11 protein-coding genes, 1 tRNA gene and 1 pseudogene are annotated in these 15799 nt (G+C 65.7%); all 13 read left to right on the forward strand.

Translation table 11 applies throughout. The annotated features are described in order from the left end of the window. Positions 1 to 81: 81 nt before the first annotated feature. Positions 82 to 158: transfer RNA gene (locus ABB30_RS06855), tRNA-Met, on the forward strand. Between the two features lie 186 nt (positions 159 to 344). After that, entirely contained in the window at positions 345 to 938 is a 594-nt protein-coding gene (gene rimP, locus ABB30_RS06860) for a ribosome maturation factor RimP (RefSeq protein ID WP_057637575.1), read from the forward strand. A 7-nt stretch (positions 939 to 945) separates the two neighbouring features. Beyond that, complete coding sequence (nusA, locus tag ABB30_RS06865; RefSeq protein WP_057637576.1) at positions 946 to 2451, forward strand: transcription termination factor NusA; 1506 nt, start codon at positions 946 to 948, stop codon at positions 2449 to 2451. A 97-nt stretch (positions 2452 to 2548) separates the two neighbouring features. Then, entirely contained in the window at positions 2549 to 5197 is a 2649-nt protein-coding gene (gene infB, locus ABB30_RS06870) for a translation initiation factor IF-2 (RefSeq protein WP_057637577.1), read from the forward strand. 54 nt (positions 5198 to 5251) lie between these two features. Beyond that, complete coding sequence (gene rbfA / locus ABB30_RS06875; RefSeq protein WP_057637578.1) at positions 5252 to 5680, forward strand: 30S ribosome-binding factor RbfA; 429 nt, start codon at positions 5252 to 5254, stop codon at positions 5678 to 5680. 87 nt (positions 5681 to 5767) lie between these two features. Then, the gene (truB, locus tag ABB30_RS06880) at positions 5768 to 6679 is read left to right on the forward strand and encodes a tRNA pseudouridine(55) synthase TruB (protein WP_057637579.1); all 912 of its coding nucleotides are present in this window, start codon (positions 5768 to 5770) and stop codon (positions 6677 to 6679) included. A 172-nt stretch (positions 6680 to 6851) separates the two neighbouring features. Further along, positions 6852 to 7112: a 30S ribosomal protein S15 gene (gene rpsO, locus ABB30_RS06885; protein ID WP_057637580.1), complete on the forward strand. Its 261-nt coding sequence runs from the start codon at positions 6852 to 6854 to the stop codon at positions 7110 to 7112. 149 nt (positions 7113 to 7261) lie between these two features. After that, positions 7262 to 9373, forward strand: a complete 2112-nt coding sequence (gene pnp, locus ABB30_RS06890; RefSeq protein ID WP_057637581.1) for a polyribonucleotide nucleotidyltransferase — start codon at positions 7262 to 7264, stop codon at positions 9371 to 9373. Positions 9374 to 9527: 154 nt separating this feature from the next. Then, positions 9528 to 11991: pseudogene (locus ABB30_RS06895) on the forward strand (DNA internalization-related competence protein ComEC/Rec2). Further along, positions 11909 to 12586 (forward strand): MotA/TolQ/ExbB proton channel family protein, encoded by a 678-nt coding sequence (locus ABB30_RS06900; protein ID WP_057637583.1) that lies wholly within the window; start codon positions 11909 to 11911, stop codon positions 12584 to 12586. The pseudogene ABB30_RS06895 and the gene ABB30_RS06900 overlap by 83 nt, the downstream one beginning before the upstream one ends. Before the next feature lies 1 nt (position 12587). Continuing rightward, positions 12588 to 13010 carry an ExbD/TolR family protein gene (locus ABB30_RS06905; protein ID WP_057637584.1) on the forward strand — a complete coding sequence of 141 codons (423 nt, stop codon included), beginning with the start codon at positions 12588 to 12590 and terminating at the stop codon, positions 13008 to 13010. Continuing rightward, complete coding sequence (gene msbA, locus ABB30_RS06910) at positions 13007 to 14746, forward strand: lipid A export permease/ATP-binding protein MsbA (protein ID WP_057637585.1); 1740 nt, start codon at positions 13007 to 13009, stop codon at positions 14744 to 14746. The genes ABB30_RS06905 and msbA overlap by 4 nt, the downstream gene beginning before the upstream one ends. A gap of 6 nt (positions 14747 to 14752) precedes the next feature. Further along, on the forward strand, positions 14753 to 15757 hold the full coding sequence (gene lpxK / locus ABB30_RS06915; protein ID WP_057637586.1) for a tetraacyldisaccharide 4'-kinase: 1005 nt from the start codon (positions 14753 to 14755) through the stop codon (positions 15755 to 15757). Positions 15758 to 15799 lie beyond the last annotated feature (42 nt).

The following is a 15799-nucleotide window of genomic DNA, read 5'->3' on the forward strand; positions in this document are numbered from 1 at the left end:
AATCCTGCCCCCGCTACCAGATCGGTGATGTCGCAACGCTTGATTTATGTTCAAGCCTGCCGCATCATGTGCAACTTCTGTTGCGGGATGGAGCAGTCTGGCAGCTCGTCGGGCTCATAACCCGAAGGTCGCAGGTTCAAATCCTGCTCCCGCTACCAGTTGACGGTGCATCTGCAAGGATGTCGCGGTCGTACTGGGCTCCAAGGGTGGTCAAGGCCCTTGATACCGGAATCCAGTATTACCGGAGTTGTACCGGATAAGGGCCCAGAGGGCCCTTTTTCGTTTTCTGGCGCCGGCAATTCATCTTGCCCGGAGCCCCCAATCAAGAACTATCAAGGCAGGCCGTGAGCGACAAGGCAACCGAAATCGCCAATTTGCTGGCTCCCACCGTCCAGGCACTGGATCTGGAACTGCTGGGCGTGGAATACCTGACTGCGCCGGGTGGTGCAACCCTGCGTCTGTACATCGAAGTGCCGCAGGCGTTGCTTCAAACCCGTGGCGAAGTGGATATCGACGATTGCGAGCGCGTCAGCCGCGAAGTGTCCGCGCAGCTGGACGTGGAAGATCCGATCAGCGTGAATTACACCCTGGAGGTGTCTTCGCCGGGTCTGGATCGCCCGCTGTTCACCCTGGCCCAGTTCGCCCGCCACCAGGGCGAGTCGGCCAAGGTCCAGCTCAAGCTGGCCAGCAACGGCCGCCGCCGTCTGCAGGGGGAGATCCTCGCCGTTGACCAGGCTGCTGGCGAAGTGACCTTCAAGGTCGACAATGCCGAGTTCGTGGTCAGCTTCGAGAACATCGACAAGGCACGCATCATTCCGGACTGGGCCGCACTGGGCCTGGCTCCGAGCAAGCCCAAGGGCCCGGCGCCGAAAAACGCCGACAAGGCCAACAAGAAACCATCCAACCAGTCGGCGGCCAAGAAGCCGCGCGCGGAGTAAGCCAACAATGAGCAAGGAACTTTTGCTGGTCGTGGATGCGGTCGCCAATGAAAAGGGCGTGCCGCGCGAAGTGATCTTTGATGCGATCGAGGCCGCACTGGCTTCGGCTGCCAAGAAGCGCTACGTCGACCAGGATGTGCTGGCACGTGTGACCATCGACCACAAGGATGGCAGCTATGTCACCTACCGTCGCTGGGAAGTGGTGGCCGACGACGTGGTGATGGAGTCGCCTGACCGCCAGATCCGCATGATGGATGCGGTGGACGAGGCTGAAGACCCGCAGATCGGCGATTACATCGAAGAAGTGATTGAAAACCCGGATTTCGGCCGCATTGCCGCCCAGGCTGCCAAGCAGGTGATCGTGCAGCGTGTGCGCGAAGCCGAGCGCCAGCAGGTGGTGGATGCGTGGATTGACCGTGTTGGCGAGCTGATCACCGGTGTGGTCAAGCGCGTGGAGCGTGGCAATGTGTATGTGGACCTGGGCGGCAACGCCGAGGGCTTCATTCCCAAGGACAAGGGCATCCCGCGCGACGTGCTGCGTGCCGGCGACCGCGTACGCGGCTACCTGGCTGAAGTGCGCAGCGAACCGCGTGGCCCGCAGCTGTTCATCAGCCGCGCCGCACCGGAATTCATGATCGAGCTGTTCAAGCTGGAAGTGCCGGAAGTGGGCCAGGGCCTGGTCGAGATCAAGGCCTGTGCACGCGACCCGGGCGACCGCGCCAAGATCGCCGTGCTGACCAACGATCCGCGTACCGATCCGATCGGTGCCTGCATCGGCATGCGCGGTTCGCGCGTGCAGGCGGTGACCAACGAGCTCAATGGCGAGCGCGTGGACATCGTGCTGTGGAACGAGAACCCGGCCAACTTCGTCATCAATGCCATGGCCCCGGCCGAAGTGCAGTCGATCATCGTTGATGAGGACCGCCACTCGATGGACCTGGCCGTGGCCGAGGAGCGTCTGGCCCAGGCCATCGGCAAGGGCGGCCAGAACGTGCGTCTGGCCTCGCGCCTGACCGGCTGGCAGCTCAACGTGATGACCTCCGAGCAGGTCCAGGCCAAGAGCGAGGCCGAGCAGGCCAAGGCCCGCGACCTGTTCATGGAAAAGCTGGAAGTGGACGAGGAAATCGCCGCCATCCTGGTGGGCGAGGGCTTCGGTACCGTGGAAGAAATCGCATACGTCCCGGTCGGCGAACTGCTGGCCGTGGATGGCTTTGACGAGGATGTCGTGGAAGAGCTGCGTGCCCGTGCACGTGATGCCCTGCTCAACGACGCCCTGGCGGTGGAAGAGGCTGATGATGCGCCGGCAGCTGACCTGCTGGCCATCGAAGGCATGGATGAGGCGACGGCCTTTGCCCTGGCGGCAAATGGCGTTCGCACCAGTGAGGACCTGTCGGATCTGGCGGCCGACGAGATCCTCGAGTTTGGCATCGAGAACATGGACCAGGCCCGCGCTGCGGCGCTGATCCTGGCCGCTCGTGCCGAGGAGATCGCCCGCCTGGAGCGCGGCCAATGAGCCAGCGATGACCCCGCCCCTGGTCCGCCCAGGGCGTAGAATTCGCGCCCCCCTGCACGAGGTGTGAGGGGGGCGCCAGAACGATCATAGGATCTCAATGTCGCAGCAAACTACCATCCGCAAGCTTGCCGAACTGGTCAACACGCCAGTGGACACCTTGCTTGAACAGCTGGCTGGCGCCGGCATGAAATTCAGTGGCCCCGATCAGGTGGTGACATCCGCCGAGAAGGTCAAGCTGCTGGGTTTCTTGCGTCGCAGCCATGGCAAGACCGAAGAAGCGCCCAGCGCTGATGCCGGTGCTGCCAAGAAGATCACCCTGGCTCGTCGCAAGGTCCAGGAAGTGACCGTGGACGGCAACAAGGGTGGCCGTGGCAAGACCACGGTCAATGTTGAAGTCCGGCAGAAGCGCAGCATCCCCAAGGTTGCCGGCGCCGGCTCGAAGATGACGCCCGACGAGGAGCGTGCCGACATCCTGCGCAAGCTGGAAGAGTCGCGTCAGCGCAACCTGGAAGAGCAGCGCATGTTGGCCGAAAAGGACCGTCTGCGTGACGAGACGCGTGCCCGTGAGCAGGCCGAGGCCGAAGCGGCCAAGCAGCGCGCCGAAGAAGAAAAGCGTGCTGCCGAAGAGGCTGCCCGTGCTCCGGCACCGGCTCCTGCGCCGGCTGCCGCCGCTCCTGCGCGCGAGGCCGAAGCACCGGCCCGTGCTGCACGTCCGGCCGCCCCGGCCCGTGACGCCGCCGCTCCGGCCCGTCGTGGCCCGGGTGGCAACACCGGTGGCAATGATGACCGTGGCCGTGGTCCGCGCGGCCAGCTGCACCTGCCGCCGGGTGACCGCAGCGGCCGTCGTGGCCCGTCCTCGGCCAATACCGCAGGTCGCGGCCGCCCCGGTGCCAAGGGTCCGGCCGGCCGTCGTGGCTTTGACAACCACAGCCGTGGCAGCAGTGCCAACAGTGGTCCGCACGGGTTTGAGCGTCCGACCGCACCGGTGGTGCGCGAAGTGGCCCTGGGTGACACAGTCACCGTGGCCGACCTGGCCCAGAAGCTGGCCCTGAAGGGCGGCGAAGTGGTCAAGGCGCTGTTCAAGATGGGCGTGATGGCCACCATCAACCAGTCCATCGACCATGACACCGCAGTGCTGGTCACCGAGGAACTGGGCCACAAGGCCGTGCGTGCCAGCAGCGATGACGCTGAAGACGCACTGCTGGCGCTGGTGGACAACGACCAGGGCGAAGCCCAGGCACGTCCGCCGGTGGTCACCATCATGGGCCACGTCGACCACGGCAAGACCTCGCTGCTGGATTACATCCGCCGCACCAAGGTCGCCAATGGCGAAGCCGGCGGCATCACCCAGCACATCGGTGCCTACCACGTTGAAACGCCCAAGGGCGTCATCAGCTTCCTGGATACCCCGGGCCATGCCGCGTTTACCTCGATGCGCGCCCGTGGTGCCAAGCTGACCGACGTGGTCGTGGTGGTGGTGGCAGCCGATGACGGCGTCATGCCGCAGACCAAGGAAGCCATCCAGCACGCCCGCGCTGCCAATGCGCCGATCGTGGTGGCGATCAACAAGATCGACAAGTCCTCGGCCGACCCGATGCGGGTCAAGAACGAGCTGCTCTCCGAGCAGGTCGTGGCCGAAGATTTCGGTGGCGATGTGCAGATGATCGAGATCTCGGCCAAGACCGGCCAGGGCATCGATGACCTGCTTGATGCGATCAGCCTGCAGGCCGAAGTGCTGGAGCTGAAGGCCGTGTCCGAAGGCCGCGCCGCTGGCGTGGTGATCGAATCCTCGCTGGACAAGGGTCGTGGCCCGGTGGCTACCGTGCTGGTCCAGAGCGGCACCCTGAAGAAGGGTGACTACCTGGTCTGCGGCGTGCAGTACGGCCGCGTGCGTGCCCTGTTCGACGAAACCGGCGCCCAGCCCGACCAGGCTGGCCCGTCCATTCCGGTCCAGGTTCTGGGTCTGTCCGGCGTGCCGGATGCCGGTGATGACTTCGTCGTGGTTGAAGACGAGCGTCTGGCCAAGGAAGTGGCCCAGCAGCGCGAGGTCAAGCGTCGTGAGTCGCGTCTGGTGGCTTCGGCCGGCAGCCGCATGGAAGACATCATGGCCCAGCTGGGCAAGGGCGAAGGCCAGCAGGTGCTCAACCTGGTGATCAAGGCCGACGTGCAGGGTTCGGTGCAGGCACTGAGCCAGGCCCTGGTGGCCCTGTCCAACGAAGAAATCCGCATCGATGTGATCCGCGCCGGCGTGGGCGGCATCACCGAGTCGGACGCCAACTCGGCAGCTGCTTCCAAGGCCACCGTGATCGGCTTCAATGTGCGTGCCGATGCAGCTGCGCGCAAGATCATCGAGTCCAACGGCATCGACCTGCGTTACTTCTCGATCATCTATGACGTGATCGACCAGGTGAAGCAGGTGGCCTCCGGTCTGCTCGGCGTGGAAATCCGCGAAGAGATCATCGGTACGGCCGAAGTGCGCGATGTGTTCCGCTCCTCCAAGCTGGGTGCGGTGGCCGGCTGTATGGTCATCGAAGGCGTGGTCAAGCGCTCCAAGCCGATCCGCGTGCTGCGCGACAGCGTGGTGGTGTTCGAAGGCGAGCTGGAATCGCTGCGTCGCTTCAAGGAGAACGTTGATGAAGTCCGCAACGGTACCGAATGCGGTATCGGCGTGAAGGCTTACAACGACGTCAAGCCGGGCGACCAGATCGAGTGCTTCGAGCGTATCGAAGTGGCTCGTACGCTGTAACCCAAAGGCAAGGCCCGGATCCGTCCGGGCCTTGCGTTGAACCACGGAGGCACTATGCCGAAGAGTTTTCACCGTACCGATCGCGTCGCCGCCCAGCTGCGTCGTGAACTGGGTACCCTGGTGCACGAGGCCGTGCGCGAAACCGGCCTGCCGTCGGTCAGCGTCTCGGACGTGGAAATCAGCCGTGACCTGGCCCATGCCAAGGTGTTTGTCACCGCACTGATGCCCGAGCGTTCGGTCGAGGCGGTCAAGGGCCTGCGCGAAATGGCCCGCGAGATCCGCATGGAGCTGGCCCGGGCGATGAAGCTGCGGCATGTGCCGGAGCTGCATTTCCATTACGACCAGTCGCTGGACAACGGCGAACGCATCTACAACCTGCTGCGTGACCTGCCCGAGTTGCAGGCCGACCGCGAGCAGGCTGAGGGTGAGCAGGCCGACGCTGCCGACGACGACGTCGACGGCCAGCCGTCCGCGCCGCGCTGATCCAGCCAGGGCCCGCAACGTGCGGGTTGCCACATCCGACAACGGGCGGCCATTGCAGGCCGCCCTTGTCCTTTCTGACCAACTGTCATGCGTGAAAAGATCCAATTCCGTCGCCTGGACGGCATCCTGCTGCTGGACAAGCCGCAAGGCCTGAGCTCGAACAATGCGCTGCAGATGGCCCGCCGGCTGCTGCGCGCCGACAAGGGCGGCCACACCGGTGCGCTGGATCCGTTGGCCACCGGCCTGCTGCCGCTGTGCTTTGGCGAAGCGACCAAGATTGCCGGCCTGCTGCTGGGTTCGGCCAAGGCCTACGAGGCCGAAATCGCGCTGGGCACGACCACCGACACCGACGATGCCGAAGGCCAGGTGTTGCGCACGCGGCCGGTGCCGGCGCTGTCGCTGGCCCAGGTGGAACAGGCCCTGGCCGGGTTCATCGGCCTGATCGAGCAGCGTGCCCCGATTTACTCGGCGCTCAAGCAGGGCGGGGAACCGCTGTATGTGAAGGCCCGTCGTGGCGAGAACATCACCGCGCCGGTACGCCAGGTGCAGGTCGATGCGATCGAACTGCTGGCCCTGGAGGGCGAGCGCCTGCGCCTGCGCATCACCTGTGGTTCGGGTACCTACATCCGCTCCATTGCCCGCGACCTGGGCGAACTGCTGGGCTGTGGCGCCCATATCACCGTGCTGCGCCGGCTCTGGGTGACCCCGTTCGATGCGCCGCGCATGTACAGCCTGGAAGAGCTTCGGCAGATCCTGGCCGAGGGTGGGGAGGCGGCGCTGGAGGCCTGCCTGCTGCCGCTGGGGCAGGGCTTGTCGCACTTTCCGCGCATCGAGCTGGAACAGGCCCATGCCGACCGTTTCAACATGGGCCAGCGCCTGCGCAACCGTGAATGGGCGGCCGGGCAGGTCACCGTGTTCGATCCCGCTGGCCGGGCCATCGGCCTGGGGCAGGTGGATGCAGACGGGCTGTTGGCCCCGCAGCGGCGCTTCAATCCCTGAACGATCACGCTGCGCTGCACCAGTCGCCTTGTGGCTGACACCGGCGGCCGGTACAATCTCGCGGCCGTGCATGGCCTGTGTCATGTGCGGCCCATTCCATTACAACCGGCGGGCATGTGTGGTTGCGTCATCAGGACGTTTCTACCGGCCTCGCATCTAAAGAGAAGCAATCATGTCGATCGACACCCAGAAGGTCATTGAAGAAAACAAGCGCGGCGCTGCCGACACCGGTTCGCCGGAAGTCCAGGTCGCCCTGCTGACTGCCCGCATCGAGCAGCTGACCGAACACTTCAAGATCCACAAGAAGGATCACCACAGCCGTCGCGGCCTGCTGCAGCTGGTCAACCGCCGCCGCAGCCTGCTGGACTACCTGAAGTCCAAGAACGTCGAGCGCTACAAGGCTCTGATCGAAAAGCTCGGTCTGCGTCGCTAATCGAGTTTCCAACCGCGGCGCAGCGATGCGCCGCGGTTTGTTTATGGCTGTTGCTGTTTTGTAAACAAGCCGGATCCTCCCGGCAAACCGTTGGTGGCATGGGTTGCCGGCGGCCCAACTGAAGAAAGCATTCCGAAAGGACACCCCTCGTGGCAAAAATCACCAAAACCTTCCAGTACGGCAAGCACACCGTCACGCTCGAGACCGGCGAAGTCGCCCGTCAGGCAAGCGGCTCGGTCATCGTCAAGATGGATGACACCGTGTTGCTGGTCACTGCCGTCGCTGCCAAGAGCGCGCGCGAAGGCCAGGACTTCTTCCCGTTGACCGTGGACTACCAGGAAAAGTTCTACGCCGGTGGCCGTATCCCGGGTGGTTTCTTCAAGCGTGAAGGCCGTGCGACCGAAAAGGAGACCCTGATCTCCCGCCTGATCGACCGTCCGATCCGTCCGTTGTTCCCGGAAGGCTACAAGAACGAAGTCCAGATCATCGCCACGGTGATGTCGATGAACCCGGAAGTGGACGGTGACATCCCGGCCCTGATCGGTGCCTCGGCTGCCCTGTCGCTGGCCGGCACCCCGTTCAAGGGCCCGATCGGCGCTGCCAAGGTCGGTTACAAGGACGGTGAATACATTCTCAACCCGACCGTCTCCGAGCTGAAGGAATCGCAGCTGGAGCTGGTGGTTGCCGGTACAGCCAATGCCGTGCTGATGGTGGAATCCGAAGCGGCCCTGCTGAGCGAAGACGTGATGCTGGGCGCCGTGACCTTCGGTCACCGCGAAATGCAGAAGGTCATCAACGCGATCAACGAGCTGGTTGCCGAAGCCGGCGCCAAGACCTCGACCTGGGAAGCCCCGGCCAAGAATGACGCGCTGATTGCCGCCCTGAAGGACGCCGTTGGCGGCCAGCTGGCAGCTGCCTTCCAGATCCGCGACAAGCTGGAGCGTCGCGACGCCATCGCTGCGGTCAAGAAGTCGGTGGTCGAAGCCCTGGCCGAGCGCGTTGCCGCCGAAGGCTGGAGCAATGCCGAGCTGTCCTACGAATTCGGCGAGCTGGAATACCACACCATGCGTGACTCGGTGCTGGAAACCAAGGTCCGCATCGACGGCCGCGCCCTGGACACCGTGCGTCCGATCACCGTGAAGGCCGGCGTCCTGCCGCGCACCCACGGCTCGGCGCTGTTCACCCGTGGTGAGACCCAGGCCATCGTGGTCACCACCCTGGGCACCGCCCGTGACGGTCAGGTCATCGACGCCGTCTCCGGTGAGTACAAGGAAAACTTCCTGTTCCATTACAACTTCCCTCCGTACTCGGTGGGTGAGTGCGGCCGTTTCGGTGCCCCGAAGCGTCGCGAAATCGGCCACGGCCGTCTGGCCAAGCGCGGCGTGCTGGCCGTGATGCCGACCATCGAGGAATTCCCGTACACCATTCGCGTGGTCTCGGAAATCACCGAATCCAACGGTTCCTCGTCGATGGCCTCGGTCTGCGGTTCCTCGCTGGCCCTGATGGACGCCGGCGTGCCGGTCAAGGCACCGGTGGCTGGTATTGCCATGGGTCTGGTCAAGGAAGGCGACAAGTTCGTCGTCCTGTCCGACATCCTGGGTGACGAAGATCACCTGGGCGACATGGACTTCAAGGTGGCCGGCACTTCCGAAGGTATCTCTGCCCTGCAGATGGATATCAAGATCGAAGGCATCACCGAAGAGATCATGAAGCAGGCACTGGCCCAGGCAAAGGGCGGCCGTCTGCACATCCTGGGTGAAATGGCCAAGGCCCTGACCGCTCCGCGCGAAGAGCTGTCCGATTACGCCCCGCGCCTGCTGACCATCAAGATCCACCCGGACAAGATCCGCGAAGTGATCGGCAAGGGCGGTTCGGTGATCCAGGCGATCACCAAGGAAACCGGCACCCAGATCGACATCCAGGACGACGGCACCATCACCATTGCATCGGTGAACAATGCCGCTGCCCAGGAAGCCAAGCGTCGCATCGAGCAGATCACCTCCGACGTCGAACCGGGCCGCATCTACGAAGGCAAGGTCGCCAAGATCATGGACTTCGGTGCATTCGTCACCATCCTGCCGGGCAAGGACGGTCTGGTCCACGTCTCGCAGATTTCCTCTGATCGCGTGGAGAAGGTCTCCGACGTGCTCAAGGAAGGCGATGTGGTCAAGGTCAAGGTGCTGGAAGTGGACAAGCAGGGCCGTATCCGCCTGTCCATGAAGGCTGTGACCGAAGGCGAAGGCGTGCCGGCTGCCGAATAAGGCCGCTGCAGCGTCAACGTGATGAAAAAGCGGGCCTTGTGCCCGCTTTTTCTTTGCCTGTGCATTTGCCTGAGGCCGGCTTGCGGGCTTGGCTGCTGTGGGCCGGCAGTGTCCGCGGCCAAGCTGGCAGCAATGCAGGCAAAGGGGCAGGGCAATGCGGCAAGCGTGTTGGCACGGCGCGGGTGGCGCCTTGTTGGTGGCCTTGCTCGCCGGTGCCGGGCTGGGCCTGCTGTTGCCGGTACTGCTGCCGCGGCTGGTGCTGTGCTTGATCGCCCTGGTTGCCGGCTTGCTGGTCTGGCGCAGGCCCGTGCTGCGCCTGCCGGCGCTGGTGTTGCTTGGTGCGGTGTGGGCGCAGCTGCATGCCGCCCAGGTGCTGGGGCAGCAGTGGCCGGCCACACGCGATGGGCAGGTGCTGCAGGTGCATGGGCGCATCGTCAGCCTGGTCGAGCAGCAGCCCGGGCGCAGCCGTTTCACCCTGTTGGCCGATGAGGTGGGGCACAACGACGGGCAGGTGCGCGGGCGGCGGCTGGCCGTGGTGTGGAGTGACCGGCCTGATGGCAGTGTGGATCCGCAGCGTGCGCAGCTCGATGCCGGCCAGCACTGGCAATTGAGCCTGCGCCTGCGGCGCCCGGACAGCCGGCACAACCCTGGTGGTTTCGATGCGGGGCGTCAGGCGCTGTCGCTGGGGCTGCATGCCAATGCCCAGGTCAGTGCGGGTGGACAGCAGCTGGCGGCGGCCAGGGGCGGCCTGCAACCGTGGCGGGCACGCATGGCGCGGGCAATCGAGCAGGCCGTACCGGCCAGCCAGGCCGGCTATCTGCGGGCACTGACCGTGGGCGATACCGGTGGGCTGACCCAGGCGGACTGGCAGCGCCTGCGTGTCACAGGCCTGACCCATCTGGTGGCCATCTCCGGGTTCCATGTGGGCCTGCTGGGTATCGTGGCCGCCCAGTTGGCCTGGGCTGTGTGGCGCCTGTTCCCGGCCCTGGCCCGGCGCTGTCCGCGGCCACAGGCCATGGCACTGGCGGCGCTGGGCGGTGCGCTGCTGTACGCCGCCGCTGCCGGTATGGGGCTGCCGGCGGTGCGTACCGTGTTGATGATTGCCGTGGTCTGTCTGGCACGGCTGTCGCGGCGGGTGATCGGCATCTGGCGCAGCGTGGGCCTGGCCTTGTTGGCGGTGCTGGTGGTCGATCCGTTGGCCCTGCTGATGGCCGGTTTCTGGCTCAGTTTTGCCGGTGTGGTCTGGTTGGCCTGGACCCTGCCGCATGGGCTGACCTCGCCGCTGCGCAGCCTGCTGGCGGCCCAGGGCGTGGCTACGCTGGGGCTGTTGCCGCTGACCGTGCTGCTGTTCGGCCAGGCCTCGCTGATCGGACCGCTGGCCAATCTGCTGGCCATTCCGTGGTGGTCGCTGGTGGTGGTGCCGCTGTGTGTGCTCGGGCTGCTGCTGGAGGCGTCGGCTGACGGGGCAGGGCAGTGGGCCTGGCAATTGGCCGGGCAGGCCTTCATGCCCAGTTGGGAGCTGTTCGGCTGGATGGCAACAACGGGCCGGGCATTGTGGTGGCTGCCTGAAAGCGGCCTGTTGGCCGCCTTGCTGGCCCTGTGTGCCGCGGCGGTGGCCTTGTTGCCGCGCAGCCTGCCCGGGCGATGGCTGGGGCTGCTGTTGTGGCTGCCCTTGTTGTGGCCGCAGCGGCAGGCACCGGCAGTGCATGGCGCGGTGGAGCTGCACGTGCTCGATGTCGGCCAGGGGTTGGCGATCGTGGTGCGCACGGCAGGGCACACCCTGCTGTATGACGCCGGGCCGCGCTCGCGCAGCGGCTTTGATGCCGGCGAACGCATCGTGCTACCAGCCCTGCACGCACTCGGGGTGCGTCGGCTGGATCGTCTGATGCTCAGCCATGGCGATGCCGACCATGCCGGTGGATTGCAGGCGGTGCGCGATGGCCTGCCGGTGGCCCGGGTCAGTGGCCCGGCCGGTGTGCCGCAGCCGGTGGACACGCATTGCCGGGCAGGCGAGCAGTGGCACTGGGACGGGGTCCACTTCCAGGTGTTGCACCCAGGCCTGCATTTTCCCTATCTGGGCAACGATGCCAGTTGCGTGCTGCGCATCGACAGCGCGCATGGACGTGTGCTGCTGACCGGGGACATCAGTCAGGTGGTGGAGCAGCGCTTGCTCGCGGTGGACCGGGCGGCCCTGCGCGCGCAGGTGGTGGTGGCCGCGCACCACGGCAGCAATTCCTCCTCCTCCGGTGCTTTCGTCAAGGCGGCCCAGGCACGCCTGGTGCTGGTTTCGGCCGGTGCCGGCAACCGTTTCGGCCATCCGCATCCGGACGTGGTGCGGCGCTGGCAGCATGCCGGTGCCGAGGTGCTGGAAACTGCAGACAGCGGCGCGTTGCGGGTCTGGCTGGATGACGATGGCCTGTCTGTGCGCCAGCGCCGGTTCTGGCGCAAACGGCTGTGGCACGGCAACGGATGATGCGTTGCGGCTGTTATCCTATCGAGCAGATAGCTTGTGGCCGATGGCCTGGGGGTTGAAAGGTGTGGGAACTGGTCAAGGCCGGCGGATGGCCGATGTTGCCGTTGATTGTGCTGGGCATCCTGGGGGTGGCAATCATCCTTGAGCGCCTGTGGACCCTGCGCCGTAACGAGGTGCTGCCTCCGGGGCTGGGCGCCGAAGTGCGCAGCTGGGCTGCCCGTGGCCGGCTGGAACCGTCCCACCTGCAGACCCTGCGTGACAATTCACCGCTGGGCGCGCTGCTGGCTGCCGCACTGGAAGCACGCAACCGTCCGCGCGAGCAGATGCGCGAGCGCATCGAGGACACCGGCCGTCATCTGGTCCACCGCATGGAACGTTACCTGCCGGCGTTGTCCACCATTGCTTCGGCTGGCCCGCTGTTGGGTCTGCTGGGAACGGTGATCGGCATGATCCAGATGTTCCTGGGCCTGATGGACCACGGCGCCGGCGACGTCAGCCAGCTGGCCGGCGGCATCGGCAAGGCGCTGGTGTGTACCGCCACCGGTATGGCCGTGGCCATTCCGGCCCTGATTGCCCACCGTTTCTTCCGCGCCCGCGTCAGTGGCTACGTGGTGGAGATGGAGAAGGAAGCCGGCGCGCTGATGGATGCGCTGGATGGCCGTCCGGCGGTGATGGCGGCAGCGGCCAAGCCGGCAGCACCGGCAGCGGCGGCCCCGGCTGCGCAGCCGGCGCGGAGCTGACATGCGTATCGGTGACAACAGCCAGCACGATGACACCCAGATTGATCTGGTGCCGCTGATCGACGTGATCCTGGTGCTGATCATCTTCTTCGTGGTCACCACCACCTTCGACGTGCGCTCGACCATCCAGCTGGAGCTGCCCAAGGCCAGCGAGCAACCGGCCAGCGAGCCGCTGCGTGGTCTGGGGGTGCTGGTCAATGCCGATGGCCGTTACTTCGTCAACGACCAGGAAGTGCTGCGCACCGATATCGAATCGCTCAAGCACGCTCTGGCCGAAGCGGCCGGTGATGACCGCCAGCAGACCGTGTTGCTGCGTGCCGATGCACGCACCCCCTACCAGGCAGTGGTGACGGCGCAGGATGCGCTGGGCCAGCTCGGCTTCCGCCGGATTGCCATTGCCACCGCTCCGGATGCCGCGCAATGAAACCCGAGGCAACTGCCTGGCAGGTTTACCGCCGCTTGCTCGGCTTCGCCAAGCCCTACCGCTTGCTGCTGGGCATGGCGGTGCTGGGCCTGCTGATCGAGGCCGGTGCCGGCAGCTATTTTCTGGCCATGATGAGCCCGGTGACCAACAGCCTGGTCAATCCGAAGGACATCAACCTGTGGATGCCGGCGGCGATCATCGGCCTGTTCCTGCTGCGCGGGGTGGCCGGTTACCTGACCGACATCGGCATGGGCAAGGCGGCGCGCAGCATTGCCCGTGACCTGCGGGTCAAGGTGCTGGACAAGTACATGCGCCTGCCCGGCCAGCGCTTTGACGCCGAACCGGTGCCGTCGATGCTGGTGCGCCTGGGGTCGGATGCCGACCAGGTGGCCCAGGCTGCCGTGGATGCGATGAAGGTGGTGCTGCAGCAGTCCATGCAGGCGCTGGGCGCCTTGCTGGTGATGCTGTGGTACAGCTGGCAGGTGACCCTGGCCATCTTCGTGCTGGCACCGCCGCTGGCCTGGGTGATGAGCAAGGTGGCCAAGCGCTACCGCAAGATCAGCCACCGCATCCAGGAAAGCAGTGCCGAACTGATGCAGTCGGCCGAGCAGACCCTGTCGGCCAACCAGGACGTCAAGATCTACGGTGCCCAGCAGGGCGAGCTGCAGCGCTACCAGGGCCAGGCCAATGTGCACCTGCGCCTGGCGGTGAAGGTGGAGGCCACGCGCAGCATTTCCTCGGCCATGGTGCAGCTGATCGGCTCGGTTGGCCTGGCTGCGCTGTTGCTGATTGCCAGCCACGAGGCGGCTGCCGGGCGCTTGAGCGTGGGTGATTTTGTCGGCCTGATGATGGCAATGATGGCCATCATTCCGGCCCTGAAGCAGCTGACCAATGTGCAGAACATGACCCAGCGCGGGATTGCCTCGGCGCAGCGTCTGTTCAACGTGCTCGATGCCGCCGACGAGCCGGACAGCGGCAACCGTGCGCTGCAGCGCAGCCGCGGCGAGCTGGAGTTCCGCGGCGTCACCGCTACCTATGAAGGGCAGACCAAGCCGGCCCTGGCCGATGTCAGCTTCATTGCCCGCCCCGGTACGGTCACCGCAATTGTCGGGCGTTCGGGCAGTGGCAAGTCGACCCTGATCAAGCTGATTCCGCGCTTCTACGAGGCCCAGGGCGGGCAGATCCTGCTCGATGGCCATCCGTTGCAGGATTACCGCCTGGCCGATCTGCGCCGGCAGATTGCCATGGTCGGCCAGCAGGTGATGCTGTTTGATGGCAGCATTGCCCAGAACGTGGCCTATGGCGAACTGCGCGAGCGCAGCGACGAGCAGTTGCAGCAGGCCATTGTCGGGGCCAATGCGCGCGAATTTGTCGCGCAGATGCCGCATGGCCTGGACGAGCCGGTCGGGGCCAAGGGCGGCCGCCTGTCCGGTGGCCAGCGCCAACGCCTGGCCATTGCCAGGGCGATGCTCAAGGACGCGCCGATCCTGATCCTGGACGAGGCCACCGCCGCGCTGGACAACGAATCGGAGCGTCTGGTGCAGGAGGCGCTGGAAACCCTGATGCCCGACCGCACCACCCTGGTGATCGCGCATCGCCTGTCCACCATCGAACATGCCGACCAGGTGCTGGTGATGGATCACGGCCGCATTGTCGAACGCGGTACCCATGCCCAGCTGCTGGCCACTGGTGGCCTGTACGAGCATCTGTACCGCATGCAGTTCCGCGAAAGGTAAGACCTGATGGGCGCACAGACCCCTGATTACTGGTACGACGCCGAAGCGCTGGTGCCGTTGTGGGCTGCGGCCCTGGCGCCGCTGTACGAAGGCGTGGGCGCACTGCGTCGCGGCCTGTACCGGCGCGGCTGGCTGCGCAGCCAGCGGGTCGAGGTGCCCGTGGTGGTGGTGGGCAACATCACCGCCGGGGGCACCGGCAAGACCCCGTTGACCATTGCCCTGGTCCAGCGCCTGCGCAGTGCCGGCTACAAGCCGGGTGTGGCCAGCCGTGGTTATGGCCGCGAGCAGGCCGGCAGCCCGCGTTGGATCGAGGCAGACACGCCGGCCAGCCTGGGGGGCGACGAGCCGGTGCTGATTGCACGCAAGACCGGGGTGCCGGTGCGGGTGGATGCCGACCGCGTGGCCGCGGCACGGGCCCTGATCCAGGCCGGCTGTGATGTGGTGATCAGTGATGACGGCCTGCAGCACTATCGTCTGGCGCGCGATATCGAGATCGAAGTGGTCGATGCCCAGCGGCGTTACGGCAACGGGCGCCTGATTCCGGCCGGGCCGCTGCGTGAGCCGGTGCAGCGCGCGGCCGCCTGCGATTTCCGCGTCGTCAACCTGGGCGTGGACGGACGTGCCGAGGATGTGGGTTTTGGTCATTGGCCGATGCGTCTGGACATCAACCAGGCCTTGCCCCTGGTGGGCGGGCGCGAGCGCAGCCTGGCCAGCTTTGAAGGCCAGCGTGTGCATGCGGTGGCCGGTATCGCCCACCCGGAGCGGTTTTTCCAGATGCTGCGCCAGCGCCATGTGGCGGTGGTGCCGCATGCCTTTGCCGACCACCATGAGTTCGTGCCGGCCGATTTCGAGTTTGCCAGCCGCCTGCCGTTGCTGATGACCGAAAAGGATGCGGTGAAGTGCGCCGGCTTCGCCCAGCCCGGACAGTTCAGCGTGCCCCTGCTGGCCGAGCTGCCCGAGGCATTCTGGGTTGGCCTGCTGGACCGGCTGGAACAGCTGCGCCCACGTTGAGTGCGGGTCTGGGGCACACTAGGCCGTCTGTTTTCCTGTCGA

It is taken from the genome of Stenotrophomonas ginsengisoli, assembly GCF_001431485.1.
Lineage (GTDB): Bacteria > Pseudomonadota > Gammaproteobacteria > Xanthomonadales > Xanthomonadaceae > Stenotrophomonas > Stenotrophomonas ginsengisoli.